Source organism: Polynucleobacter sp. AP-Sving-400A-A2 (assembly GCF_018688155.1).
Taxonomy (GTDB): Bacteria; Pseudomonadota; Gammaproteobacteria; order Burkholderiales; family Burkholderiaceae; genus Polynucleobacter.
In genome coordinates this window covers 95,738-107,467 of sequence record NZ_CP061312.1, presented here as the reverse complement: position 1 = coordinate 107,467, position 11,730 = coordinate 95,738, and the positions used below count along the sequence as shown (strand labels likewise).

General features: G+C 46.5%; 15 protein-coding genes. 2 read left to right on the top strand and 13 right to left on the bottom strand.

Features of this window, described 5'->3' with window-relative positions:
• Positions 1-82 precede the first annotated feature (82 nt).
• Positions 83-1,558 carry a tetratricopeptide repeat protein gene (locus C2758_RS00625; RefSeq protein ID WP_215328429.1) on the top strand — a complete coding sequence of 492 codons (1,476 nt, stop codon included), beginning with the start codon at positions 83-85 and terminating at the stop codon, positions 1,556-1,558.
• Here the strand turns inward: C2758_RS00625 and tatC are convergent.
• The 10 genes from tatC to hisB all read right to left on the bottom strand — a co-directional run bounded on the left by tatC (position 1,543) and on the right by hisB (position 7,261).
• The gene (tatC, locus tag C2758_RS00620) at positions 1,543-2,340 is read right to left on the bottom strand and encodes a twin-arginine translocase subunit TatC (protein WP_215328428.1); all 798 of its coding nucleotides are present in this window, start codon (positions 2,338-2,340) and stop codon (positions 1,543-1,545) included. The two genes, C2758_RS00625 and tatC, sit on opposite strands and share 16 nt — an antisense overlap.
• A gap of 41 nt (positions 2,341-2,381) precedes the next feature.
• Positions 2,382-2,858, bottom strand: a complete 477-nt coding sequence (tatB, locus tag C2758_RS00615) for a Sec-independent protein translocase protein TatB (RefSeq protein ID WP_215328426.1) — start codon at positions 2,856-2,858, stop codon at positions 2,382-2,384.
• Between the two features lie 28 nt (positions 2,859-2,886).
• On the bottom strand, positions 2,887-3,129 hold the full coding sequence (gene tatA / locus C2758_RS00610; RefSeq protein ID WP_215328421.1) for a Sec-independent protein translocase subunit TatA: 243 nt from the start codon (positions 3,127-3,129) through the stop codon (positions 2,887-2,889).
• A gap of 16 nt (positions 3,130-3,145) precedes the next feature.
• The gene (locus C2758_RS00605; RefSeq protein WP_215328419.1) at positions 3,146-3,502 is read right to left on the bottom strand and encodes a histidine triad nucleotide-binding protein; all 357 of its coding nucleotides are present in this window, start codon (positions 3,500-3,502) and stop codon (positions 3,146-3,148) included.
• Positions 3,503-3,505: 3 nt separating this feature from the next.
• The gene (locus C2758_RS00600) at positions 3,506-3,907 is read right to left on the bottom strand and encodes a phosphoribosyl-ATP diphosphatase (RefSeq protein ID WP_215328417.1); all 402 of its coding nucleotides are present in this window, start codon (positions 3,905-3,907) and stop codon (positions 3,506-3,508) included.
• A gap of 44 nt (positions 3,908-3,951) precedes the next feature.
• A complete protein-coding gene (hisI, locus tag C2758_RS00595; RefSeq protein ID WP_215328416.1) occupies positions 3,952-4,362 on the bottom strand; it encodes a phosphoribosyl-AMP cyclohydrolase in 411 nt (136 codons plus the stop codon).
• Positions 4,363-4,396: 34 nt separating this feature from the next.
• Positions 4,397-5,155, bottom strand: coding sequence for an imidazole glycerol phosphate synthase subunit HisF (gene hisF, locus C2758_RS00590; protein ID WP_215328413.1), 759 nt, complete (start codon positions 5,153-5,155; stop codon positions 4,397-4,399).
• Between the two features lie 11 nt (positions 5,156-5,166).
• Complete coding sequence (gene hisA / locus C2758_RS00585) at positions 5,167-5,928, bottom strand: 1-(5-phosphoribosyl)-5-[(5-phosphoribosylamino)methylideneamino]imidazole-4-carboxamide isomerase (RefSeq protein WP_215328410.1); 762 nt, start codon at positions 5,926-5,928, stop codon at positions 5,167-5,169.
• A gap of 20 nt (positions 5,929-5,948) precedes the next feature.
• Positions 5,949-6,611, bottom strand: a complete 663-nt coding sequence (hisH, locus tag C2758_RS00580; RefSeq protein ID WP_215328409.1) for an imidazole glycerol phosphate synthase subunit HisH — start codon at positions 6,609-6,611, stop codon at positions 5,949-5,951.
• A gap of 62 nt (positions 6,612-6,673) precedes the next feature.
• Entirely contained in the window at positions 6,674-7,261 is a 588-nt protein-coding gene (gene hisB, locus C2758_RS00575) for an imidazoleglycerol-phosphate dehydratase HisB (RefSeq protein WP_215328407.1), read from the bottom strand.
• Between the two features lie 126 nt (positions 7,262-7,387).
• Between hisB and hisC the strand changes: the two genes are divergently transcribed.
• The gene (gene hisC / locus C2758_RS00570; protein ID WP_215328405.1) at positions 7,388-8,461 is read left to right on the top strand and encodes a histidinol-phosphate transaminase; all 1,074 of its coding nucleotides are present in this window, start codon (positions 7,388-7,390) and stop codon (positions 8,459-8,461) included.
• Between the two features lies 1 nt (position 8,462).
• Here hisC and hisD read toward each other — a convergent pair whose 3' ends face one another.
• The 3 genes from hisD to murA are packed head-to-tail and all read right to left on the bottom strand — an operon-like array spanning position 8,463 to position 11,720.
• Positions 8,463-9,785 (bottom strand): histidinol dehydrogenase, encoded by a 1,323-nt coding sequence (hisD, locus tag C2758_RS00565; RefSeq protein ID WP_215328402.1) that lies wholly within the window; start codon positions 9,783-9,785, stop codon positions 8,463-8,465.
• A gap of 13 nt (positions 9,786-9,798) precedes the next feature.
• On the bottom strand, positions 9,799-10,425 hold the full coding sequence (gene hisG, locus C2758_RS00560) for an ATP phosphoribosyltransferase (RefSeq protein ID WP_215328400.1): 627 nt from the start codon (positions 10,423-10,425) through the stop codon (positions 9,799-9,801).
• 20 nt (positions 10,426-10,445) lie between these two features.
• Positions 10,446-11,720: a UDP-N-acetylglucosamine 1-carboxyvinyltransferase gene (gene murA, locus C2758_RS00555; RefSeq protein ID WP_215328398.1), complete on the bottom strand. Its 1,275-nt coding sequence runs from the start codon at positions 11,718-11,720 to the stop codon at positions 10,446-10,448.
• Positions 11,721-11,730: the final 10 nt, after the last annotated feature.

Here is an 11,730-nt window from a genome sequence, read left to right as displayed (position 1 = left end):
TTTTTTGGCTTTCTTCGTTGTATCAGGGCAACAAGGGCTTGGATTCCTGTCTTTTTAGGGTTTAAGGTGCCAAAATTGTCATATGGCAAGCCGTGAATTCTTAAAAATCCTTCAATCTGCTCGATTAGGTGACGTATCCGCACAACAAAACTTAGCCTCTGCCTATTTAACGGGGGCATTGAAAACGCCAATTCAGCCGGCGAATGCATTGATTTGGCTAGAAAAATCCTATTTATCCATTAAAAATCAAGTAGTTAACGATTCCAGTTCAGGCTCTACTGAAATTCCTGGGCTAGACACATCCTCCCCAGAAATGCTGGGAATTTTGAAGCAAATATCCTTAGTTCCACTGGGACTCACCTTTAACTCACCAGCCTTTTCTTTTGGCTGGGAATCTTTCTGGAGGCTAGCTAAAGCAGATATCGATGTAAGCAATGCTGCGCAATGGCAGCTTGCTGAACTACTCCTTGACCCTAGTAAAAAAGCGCTTCAAGTAGAGCTTTCTGAGTGGCTCTTAAAGCAGGAAAGTGATCTCGATATATCCGCCCTACAAAAAACTGCGAAAGAATTTCTTCTTCAGCTAGCAGAATCAGATACACCCTTCACCAATTTAGCTAAAGAGCTTTTGATCAAGCTCCAACCTAAGGACGAGGCACTCTCCTCCCTGTGGAGCACTTGGCTTTCAGAAAAGAATGAAGGTGCACTTGTACAGGCAGCAGAACTCGGTCTGACGATTGCAAAACTCACCTTGGGTTTACGTCTAGCTCAATTGAATGAGGTTGATGCTGATACGAAAGATTCGATTGGGGCTGGCGGCGTCAAATCGAATGCCTCTCTTAAGAAGGCGGCTTACTGGTTAGGGCTTGCTGCAAAAGATGGTGATCGGGATGCCTGGTTTGCACTTGGTGAGATTTATCGTCGCCCCCAATTCTCTGGATACAACGCCAGTGAAAGTGATCGGTGTTTTGATCGCGCAGCTGATTTAGGCCATCCTTTGGCTCAGTTCAGAAGAGGCGCGACCCTTTGGCGCAAACGTGAAAAAGTAGAAGAGAAGGTGCGCGGACTTCAAGCCTCTTATTGGATTTGGCAAGCTCATCAACAAGGTGTACCTGAAGCAACAGAATTACTAAGCAAGGTTCTAGAGAATGTTTCTAGCCCCAAAAACAATGATTGGCATCACTTAGCATTGCATGCAGAAAAAGCCTTGAACCACCATGCAGAACATCAATTGGGTGAGGAGTGGATCTTGCTATGTCACCGACTCATTGTTGCCAATCAATTTAACTTGAGCAAGGCAGAGTTATTGCTGTGTGAAGTCGGTGAACTCCAACATGAACATTGTGTCGTTGTCGATATTCGCCATGAGCTACCAAAAATACTACCTAGATTAATTCAGATTGATACCACTCAGCAGCGCCGATCGTTGCTTGCAGCAGGAAAGGTTTTTACGAACAGCGATAAAGACTTGGAGGGGAATCTAAGACAAAGGCGTTATCGATTTGATCGGGTAACGGAATGGCTTACTAACACCTTCGGACAAGATCAAGCCGTGGCTTGAGTATCTGGCTTTGTACTTGTATCAGCATCATCGTCTGTTGGTTTTGGTACATAAAAGCGGGCTATTAGTAACCCTAACTCATAAAGCAGAGTCATCGGAATTGCTAGTAGCAATTGTGATAGAACGTCGGGTGGCGTAACCACGGCAGAGATCACAAATGCACCCACAATGACATAGGGGCGAATCTCTCTGAGCTTTTCTAAAGGAACCATGCCCATGCGCACTAAAACCACAACCACAACGGGCACTTCAAAAGTAAGTCCAAAAGCTAGGAAGGTATTCATCGCAAAACTGAGGTACTTATCAATATCCGTTGACATCTCAGCGCCCAAGGGAGCGTTATAGCTAGCCATGAACTCAAACACTGTCGGAAATACTAAGAAATAGGCAAATGCCATACCAAAGATAAAGAGGCTATAGCTACTGACCACCAAAGGCACAATCAGATTGCGCTCATGTTGATACAGCCCCGGCGCTATGAAAGCCCATAATTGATACATCACTACGGGCAATGCAATTATAAAAGCTACCAACATGGTGACCTTCATCGGCACAAAGAATGATCCCGTGATATCCGTCACAATCATTTTTCCGCCCGAGGGCAAGGAGTCCAGTAGCGGTTGTGAAAATAAATGGAAAATATCCGGCGCCCAGTACACGAGGCATACGAAAACTCCAATGATGGCTAACGCAGACTTAATAATACGATCACGTAACTCAAATAAATGAGACAAGAAGGATTCTTGTAAGCCGGAATCTTCTGTTGAATTTTTTTCAGTCATGCGCGGATATTTATATTCTTGTAATTTTTATTATTTATTGCTTACTTAATAGCGCTATGGTGAAAACGTTTCATGCGAGCAGCACCAGATTGAACTCTTGTGCGCATCCCAGTGGAATGCTTAAACCAAACTGGTCTGGCTGCACGTCTCACACCCCAACTCTTGCGTCCTTGACGGATTGACTTGCTAAGCACCTCTTTTTCATCAAGAGGTGCTCTGGTAAAACTATTTTCAAAGATGTCAGCCTGATCGCTTAGATTAGCGCCCGCCTCCTGAACAGTAGATTGAAGTGAGTTCTCAACATCTTTAAAGGCGGAGACGCTTTCTTCACGGAGTTTCTTGAACTCCTCTACATCCATCTGTCGGCTAACTTCAGACTTAACATCTGCCATATAGCGTTGAGCACGTCCAAACAAATTACCTGCCATGCGGGCGATTTTAGGGAGACGTTCTGGACCAACCACTATCAATGCAACTACTGCAATGAGTGCAAGCTTTGAAACTCCGAGATCAATCATTACAGCTGCGCATTATTTCTATCAACAATTATTTGTTGATATCTTTTGCCTGAACATCCACAGTTTTCTCTGGTGATGTGGCAGCAGTCTGAATTTGTTCCTTGGCTTTATCTTGCGACTCTTCAGTTCCCTCAGGCGTTTTCATGCCGTCTTTGAAACCTTTAACAGCGCCACCTAAGTCTGTGCCGATATTGCGCAATTTTTTGGTACCAAATACCAACATCACGATTACCAAAACAATCAACCAATGCCAAATACTAAATGAACCCATTTTTAATCTCCTCGGACTATTTTTTCCAGGGGCGCGGCCCGCCCATCACATGCAAATGCAAGTGATAAACCTCTTGCCCACCATCTGCACCATTGTTCACCACTACTCTAAAGCCGCCATCTTTTCCAGGACGGCAACCCTGCTCTTTGGCTAGACGCGGTGCTAATTCCATCATTCTACCTAGCAATGGCGCATCTGCCACTTCTGCAGACTCCAGCATGGGAATATGTTTTTTAGGAATCATCAAAAAGTGTATGGGTGCGGCTGGGTTGATATCTTTAAAAGCATAGATTTCTTCATCTTCATAGACCTTCTGAGATGGGATCAATCCCTGGGAAATCTTACAAAAAAGGCAATTAGGGTCATGTGACATCAATTACTCCTTATTGGCCGCTTTTCTGGCGGCTTTTTCTTCAATGCCTGAAGTACCGAGACGGCGCTCTAACTCAGCAATCACATCTTCTGGACGCAAGCCAAACTGGGAGAGTGCAATTAAGCAGTGGAACCAAAGATCAGCCATCTCGCCCACTAAGAGCTTTTGCTGTTCAGGCCCTAGATTGGAGTTACGCGCATCCTTAGCCGCCATCACCGCTTCAGTAGCCTCTTCACCAATTTTCTTCAAAATCCCATCATCACCCTTCGAAAAGAGTAAAGCAGTATAAGAAGTCTTGGGATCTGCCTCTCCAGCCTTGAACGCATCACGTCGCTGATCCACCACATCGGCCAAATGAGCCAAAGCGGAATCTAAATTAGTAGGGTTTTGTGCTGGACTAGTCATAAAGTGATTTTATGTCTTTTATTGCCGTAGAGACTCTTAGGGTCTTAATTTTGACCCTTAGACTCATCTACCCAGACAGACTTACCAGAATCCCATCGCAAAAAGAAACAGCTGTGCTCGCCAGTATGGCAAGCAATACCGTCTTTTTGCTCAACCATGAGCAAAATGGTGTCGCCATCACAATCGAGACGGATTTCTTTTACCTTTTGGGTGTGGCCAGATTCTTCACCCTTATGCCATAGCTTTTGCCTTGAGCGGGTCCAATACACTGCCTCGCCCAAGCGCAGTGTTGCCAATAGCGCATCCCGGTTCATCCAGGCCATCATCAAGATATCTTTACTACCGACTTCCTGAGCAATTACTGGAACCAGACCTTGCTCATTCCAAGTAACGGTATCAAGCCATGCTCCCGCCTCTAGGGACTCAATTGGAGTAAAGGTATTTTTGATGGTCATCTTAGGATTATTTTCTTAGTGGATCTATCTGGACTCAAATACGAACAGGGATGCCTTGGCTCGCCATATATTCTTTTGCCTGGCCTACAGTGTATTCACCATAATGAAAAATGCTTGCTGCCAAAACTGCATCGGCATGGCCTTTGGTAATGCCATCTACTAAGTGCTGTAAGTTACCAACACCACCAGATGCGATCACTGGAACACTTACCGCATCACTTACTGCTGCAGTTAGCTCTAGATCAAAACCATCTTTACTACCATCGCGATTCATGCTGGTGAGCAGAATTTCTCCAGCGCCACGTTTGGCAACTTCAGAAGCCCATGCAACTACATCCATGCCGGTGGCAGTTCTGCCGCCATGGGTAAAAACTTCCCAATTACCCGCTTCAGTTTTTTTAGCATCAATGGCTACTACGATGCACTGTGAACCGTAATACGCAGCCGTATCAGAAACTAAATCTGGATTGGCCACTGCAGAAGAGTTCATGCTGACCTTATCAGCACCCGCATTGAGTAAACGACGCACATCCGCTACTGCACGCACGCCACCGCCCACAGTCAAAGGAATAAATACTTGGGAGGCAACATCTTCAATAATATGCAGTATCAGATCACGGCCATCAGAGGTGGCAGTAATGTCTAAGAAGGTCAGCTCATCAGCACCTTGAGTGTTGTAGCGCTTGGCAATCTCCACCGGATCGCCCGCATCACGCAGGCCAACAAAGTTCACGCCTTTAACAACACGCCCTGCCGTGACATCAAGGCAAGGAATAATTCTTTTAGTTAGCACTGGTCGGCACTTTAGATAATTTTCTTAGCGAACTTGAGCGTTAAATCATCCGCATATTTTTGCGCTGCAGTTAAATCTAAATCACCAGCGTAAATTGAGCGCCCAGCAATGACACCCATAACGCCTTCAGCTTCAGCTTCACACAGGGCTTCAATATCTTGGTTATTTGATAAACCACCGCTAGCAATTACCGGAATCCGAATAGCTTGGGCCAATTTAATCGTGGCATCCATATTGATGCCCTTCATCATGCCATCGCGGCCAATGTCGGTATAGATGATGGCTTCAACACCGTAATCTTCAAATTTCTTAGCAAGGTCAATCACTTCATGGCCCGTAATCTTGCTCCAGCCATCTGTGGCTACTTTGCCATCGCGCGCATCTAAGCCCACCATGATGTGACCAGGAAAAGCAGTGCAAGCATCTTGCACAAAGCCAGGACTCTTAACCGCTGCAGTACCAATAATCACCGTACTAATTCCGTCGTCTAATAAGCGCTCAATCGTTTCGAGATCACGAATACCGCCACCCAGCTGAACTGGAATCTCATCGCCTACCGCTTTAAGAATGGATTTAATCGCAGACTCATTCTTCAACTTGCCAGCAAATGCGCCATTCAAATCGACCAGATGTAAACGACGCGCCCCCTTACTAATCCAATGCGCAGCCATTGCGCCTGGATCTTCAGAAAACACAGTGGCTTTATCCATGTCACCTTGTTCAAGTCGAACACAGTGGCCATCTTTTAAGTCAATCGCGGGAATGAGCAGCATAGCGGTAGATTAGAGAAGTATTAAGGTTGCCAAGAAACAAAATTTTTGTAGAGCTTTAATCCGTATTCTGCACTTTTTTCTGGATGAAATTGTGTTGCAAAAATATTATCCCTTGCAACAGCAGAAGTAAACCAATCGCCATATTCTGTTGAGCCGGCAACATCTTCCTTACGCTGCGGCACAACAAAATAACTATGCACAAAATAAAAACTGGTCAAATCCGGAATGCCGTTCCAAAGCGGATGCTGGCGATCCTGACGAACCTGATTCCAGCCCATATGGGGAACCTTATAGGCGGAACCATCAGGCTGTAATTTTCCAGCCAATTCAAAACGCCGCACCTCACCCGGAATCAAACCCAAACAAGGAGTCCAGGCCGCACCGGAATTTGCCCGTACTTCAGCACTTTGATCAAACAGCATCTGCTCACCTACGCAAACACCTAATAAAGGCTTATTTTTTGCGGCATCAAGCAAGGCTTCCAATAAACCCGACTCTTCTAGATGTTTCATGCAATCAGGCATAGCACCCTGACCTGGAAGGACCACCCGCTCTGCGCTGAGGATTTCCTCAGGAGTTTGCGCAATCAGAACGTTGGCATCAGGCGCCACATGATGAAAGGCCTGATAGACGGAACGCAGGTTACCCATTCCGTAGTCAACGATCGCAATGGTTTGCGCCACTTGTTAGCCTATGATCTGTGGTTTTTTGACAGTCTTCTACTCAACGCTAGAAATTTTCTAGATTAGAGACTGCCCTTAGTAGAAGGAACAACACCGAATGCGCGTGGATCAATCTCTAAAGCCATACGCAATGCACGACCAAAGGCCTTGAACACAGTTTCAATTTGGTGATGAGCATTAATGCCACGTAAGTTATCGATATGCAGAGTCACTCCGGCATGGTTTACAAACCCACGGAAGAACTCGATGCTGAGATCCACGTCAAAGTCACCCACGCGTGCACGGGTAAATGGCACGTTGAACTCGAGCCCTGGACGACCAGAAAAGTCGATCACTACGCGAGAAAGGGTTTCATCCAAAGGAACGTAGGAGTGGCCGTAGCGGGTAATACCTGCCTTATCACCAACCGCCTTAGCAAATGCTTGACCCAAAGTAATGCCCACATCCTCAACGGTGTGGTGATCATCAATATGGGTATCTCCATTTGCGACTACTTTGAGGTCAATCATGCCGTGACGGGCAATTTGATCCAACATGTGGTCCAGGAAGGGTACGCCAGAGGCTAGCTCGGCTTTACCTGTGCCATCTAAATTGATGGCAATTTGAATTTTGGTTTCCGAAGTGTTTCGGGTAACGTCGGCTTGCCGCATGCTTCAGTGCGCCGCGAGGCGAAGTGTTGATTGAAGCCTCATAATATCATTCCTAATACAGATATAAATGCTGATTTTGATTGCTAGCATTTATTCACTTTTGCTAATTTTTGACTAGAGTCCCTCATGAGCCGCTTTTGGAGCCCCGTTGTTCAGACCCTCACCCCTTATGTTCCTGGGGAGCAACCGCAGATGGCGCGGCTGGTAAAGCTCAATACGAATGAGAGCCCTTATGGCCCATCCCCTAAGGCCCTAGCAGCCATAAGTCAGCAAAATACCGATGATTTAAGACTTTATCCAGACCCTGAAGGAGCGGCTCTTAAACAAGCCATTGCCGATTTACATGGTCTGGACCCAAAGCAGGTGTTTTTGGGCAATGGCTCCGATGAGGTTCTGGCTCACATATTTTTAGGCCTACTGAAACAAGCTAAACCAGTCCAATTTCCAGATATCACCTATAGCTTCTACCCGGTCTATTGCAAGTTATTTGGCATTGACTACCAAACAGTGGCCCTAGGTTCTAATTTTGAGATCCAAACCCAGGGCCTCAAAACTCCTAATGGCGGAATTATTTTCCCCAATCCCAATGCACCAACCGGTCGAGCTATCCCCCGTTCAGATATCGAAGCCCTACTTAGCAGAAATACAGATTCCGTAGTGGTGATCGATGAGGCCTACGTGGATTACGGCACTGAGTCTTGTATTCCCCTGCTTGGCGGAAGTGCTTGCCCAGAAAACCTCTTAGTCGTACACACTTTATCTAAGTCTCGCGCCCTAGCAGGACTTCGCGTTGGGTTTGCAGTGGGGCATCCTGCCCTCATTGAAGGCCTTGAGCGTGTAAAAAATAGTTTTAACTCTTACCCACTAGGTCGCTTGGCTCAAGTGGGAGCAATTGCCGCAATACAAGATCAAGCCCATTTAGAATCGACGAGTAAAAAAGTAATTCAAACTCGCGAACGCTTAGTTTCTGAATTAACTTCATTAGGCTTTGATACCTTACCATCAACAGCGAACTTTATTTTTACACGCCATCCGAAACATGCTGGAGCAAAGCTCTATCAATCTTTACGCGATCGTGGAATGATTGTGCGCCACTTCAAGTCACCACGCATCGAAGAATTTCTGCGTATCACTATCGGCACCGATGATCAAACGAATGAATTAATTGCCGCCCTGAAAGAAATTTTAGCTAGCGCTTAAATTATTTCTTTAGGCGCATCTCAGCGGCGCGGGCATGAGCTGTTAAGCCCTCACCGTGTGCGAGAGTACTAGCCACAGCACCTAAGGTTTGAGCGCCTGCTTCACTCACTTCAATCATGCTCGAGCGCTTAATGAAGTCATACACGCCCAGCGGGGATGAGAAGCGCGCAGTCCGTGCTGTTGGTAAAACATGATTAGGGCCTGCGCAATAATCGCCCAGAGACTCACTGGTGTAATTGCCCATAAAAATGGCGCCAGCATGACGAATTAACTCAGCCCACTTACGTGGCTCAGTTGCGCAAATTTCTAAATGCTCGGCAGCAATGGCATTGGCAATCTCACAAGCCTCACTCATATCTTTTACCTGAATCAATAAAGCGCGATTAGTCAGCGATGTTTCAATCACTTTCTTTCTAGGCATCTCAGGTAATAGCTTGTGAATGCTATTTTGTACTTGTTCAATAAATTTCTCATCTGGGCAAAGCAAAATAGATTGCGCTAACTCATCGTGCTCAGCTTGAGAAAACAAATCCATTGCAATCCAGTCGGGATTACTGGAGCCATCACAGAGAACCAAAATTTCTGATGGGCCGGCAATCATGTCGATACCAACGGTACCAAATACTCTGCGCTTAGCGGCTGCTACATAGGCATTACCAGGGCCAACAATTTTGTCGACCGCAGGAATAGTCTGCGTGCCACAAGCTAAAGCACCAACTGCTTGCGCACCACCAATCGTAAAGACGCGATCAACACCGGATAAGTAGGCAGCAGCCAAGACCAAAGCATTGCGAGCGCCATCTGGAGTAGGCACCACCATGATGACTTCTTTGACACCAGCAACTTTTGCGGGGATCGCATTCATCAGAACAGAAGAGGGGTAAGCCGCTTTACCACCTGGCACGTAAATGCCAACACGATCTAAGGCAGTAACTTTTTGACCTAAGCGTGTGCCATCAGCCTCTTCATACTCCCAAGAGTGACAACCTGCTTCAATTCTTTGTTTCTCGTGATAAGCCCGCACTCTCTGCGCGGCAATATCAAGCGCATTTTTTTGCTCAGCCGATAAACCGTCATAGGCTTTTTTTAATTCTGCTTGAGAAATCTCTAACTCATTAACACTGGCTACATTTAAGCGATCAAACTGCTTTGTGAAATCTAGTACCGCAGCATCACCATTCGCTTTTACTTGTGCCAAGATTTTGACTACCGCAGCATCAATCGCCTCATCATCCGCCATCGGCAAAGAAAGGCTAGACAGTAGCGTTTCTTTGAACCCGGTATCTTTGCTATTAAGGCGTTTTACTTTGACGTCTGCTGACATATGAATTTTTTCTTTACTTCAGCAACTCAAAGAACGGCTGGAGCTGTGTACGCTTACGCTTATAAGAAGCTTGATTAACCACTAAGCGTGCGCTGATATCAGCAATGGGCTCAACCTCAACTAAGCCGTTAGCGCGCAAGGTATTACCGGTGGACACCAAATCCACAATCGCATCTGCCAAACCAACCAAAGGGGCTAACTCCATCGAGCCATACAAATGAATCGTATCAATGTGAACACCTTTATTAGCAAAGTGTTCGCGTGCGCAGTTAACGTACTTTGTTGCAACTTTCAAACGTGAGCCCTGCTTGACTGCGGCCACGTAGTCAAAACCTTCTCTCACAGCAACGGACATACGACATTTAGCGATATTCAGATCAAAAGGAACATATAGACCATCAGTACCGTTTTCCATTAAGACATCAAGGCCGGCAACTCCAAAATCAGCACCGCCAAACTGAACATAGGTCGGCACATCTGATGCACGCACAATAATCAGGCGGACGTCAGGATTGGAAGTCTCAATAATAAGTTTGCGTGACTTTTCGGGATCCTCAAGCGGACGAATACCGATCTTAGATAAGATCTCAGCGGTTTCTTCGAAGATGCGCCCCTTCGAGAGGGCTAGAGTTAACTTCATGGACTAATTATCCATCAGGCTTACTTGATCCGCTGAATGTTGGCCCCTAAGAGGGTCAACTTTTGCTCCATGCGGTCATATCCACGATCTAGGTGATAAATCCGATCCACCTGGGTTTCTCCTTGAGCCGCCAAGCCGGCTATCACTAGACTGGCGGAAGCACGTAAATCAGTGGCCATGACGATAGCACCAGATAGCTTCTCCACGCCTTGGGCAATTGCCGTATTCCCCTCAATTGCAATATCCGCACCAAGACGGTTCATCTCTTGAACGTGCATAAAGCGATTTTCAAAGATGGTCTCAGTAATAGTGGCGTTACCCTCTGCAATCGCATTCACTGCCATGAGTTGTGCCTGCATATCGGTCGGGAAGGCTGGATATTCAGAGGTGCGGAAACTGACCGCCTTGGGACGACCCCTCATGGACGCCTTAATCCAGTCAGGGCCGACTTCCATTTCTAAGCCAGCTTCTTTAAGTTTGACGATCACCGCATCTAAGGTATCTGGGCGGCAGTGCTTAACCAGTACCTCACCACCAGCAGCAGCAACTGCGCATAAGAATGTGCCCGCTTCAATCCGGTCAGCTATCACAGCATGTTCTGCACTATGGAGCTTTTCAACCCCCTCAATCACCAAGCGATCGCTACCGATACCGGTAATCTTCGCACCCATTTTGACGAGCAATTCCGCTAAGTCCCCTACTTCGGGTTCACGCGCAGCATTCTCCAAAATAGTTTTGCCTGATGCCAAAGTAGCGGCCATCAGTAAATTTTCTGTACCGGTTACGGTGATCATGTCAGTCAAGATGGAAGCGCCTTGGAGGCGACCCAAGGCAGATTTAGTTTCTGCCTGAATATAACCACTCTGAATCTGGATGGAAGCACCCATGGCTCTTAAGCCCTTGATATGCTGATCGACTGGACGCGCACCAATCGCGCAACCACCTGGCAATGAAACCTTAGCGCTGTGCATTCTGGCAAGCAATGGGCCTAAAACCAAAATTGAAGCACGCATGGTTTTGACCATCTCATAAGTTGCTTCAGAGCTCTTGATATTGGCCGCGTTGAGTACAACACAATTGCGATCATTCGCATCTGGAAAAGTAACCGTCACACCAATTTCTTGCAAGAGCTTGAGCATGGTACGTACATCTTGCAAATCAGGAACATTACGCAAAGTGATGGGCTGATCAGTGAGCAAACAAGCGCACAAAATGGGTAGTGCCGCGTTCTTTGCGCCAGCAATCACCACCTCGCCCTTCAAGGGGGTGCCGCCAACCATTCGTAATTTATCCATGAATCTATTC

Excerpts from the sequence above, each read along its gene's own strand:
- hisD (WP_215328402.1), bottom strand. The coding sequence starts at position 9,785 with ATGTCAGCAGACGTCAAAGTAAAACGCCTTAATAGCAAAGATACCGGG.
- C2758_RS00605 (WP_215328419.1), bottom strand. The coding sequence starts at position 3,502 with ATGTCACATGACCCTAATTGCCTTTTTTGTAAGATTTCCCAGGGATTG.
- hisC (WP_215328405.1), top strand. The coding sequence starts at position 7,388 with ATGAGCCGCTTTTGGAGCCCCGTTGTTCAGACCCTCACCCCTTATGTT.
- tatC (WP_215328428.1), bottom strand. The coding sequence starts at position 2,340 with ATGACTGAAAAAAATTCAACAGAAGATTCCGGCTTACAAGAATCCTTC.
- hisI (WP_215328416.1), bottom strand. The coding sequence starts at position 4,362 with ATGACCATCAAAAATACCTTTACTCCAATTGAGTCCCTAGAGGCGGGA.
- hisB (WP_215328407.1), bottom strand. The coding sequence starts at position 7,261 with ATGCGGCAAGCCGACGTTACCCGAAACACTTCGGAAACCAAAATTCAA.
- C2758_RS00625 (WP_215328429.1), top strand. The coding sequence starts at position 83 with ATGGCAAGCCGTGAATTCTTAAAAATCCTTCAATCTGCTCGATTAGGT.
- hisG (WP_215328400.1), bottom strand. The coding sequence starts at position 10,425 with ATGAAGTTAACTCTAGCCCTCTCGAAGGGGCGCATCTTCGAAGAAACC.
- murA (WP_215328398.1), bottom strand. The coding sequence starts at position 11,720 with ATGGATAAATTACGAATGGTTGGCGGCACCCCCTTGAAGGGCGAGGTG.
- tatA (WP_215328421.1), bottom strand. The coding sequence starts at position 3,129 with ATGGGTTCATTTAGTATTTGGCATTGGTTGATTGTTTTGGTAATCGTG.
- C2758_RS00600 (WP_215328417.1), bottom strand. The coding sequence starts at position 3,907 with ATGACTAGTCCAGCACAAAACCCTACTAATTTAGATTCCGCTTTGGCT.
- tatB (WP_215328426.1), bottom strand. The coding sequence starts at position 2,858 with ATGATTGATCTCGGAGTTTCAAAGCTTGCACTCATTGCAGTAGTTGCA.
- hisA (WP_215328410.1), bottom strand. The coding sequence starts at position 5,928 with ATGCTGCTCATTCCCGCGATTGACTTAAAAGATGGCCACTGTGTTCGA.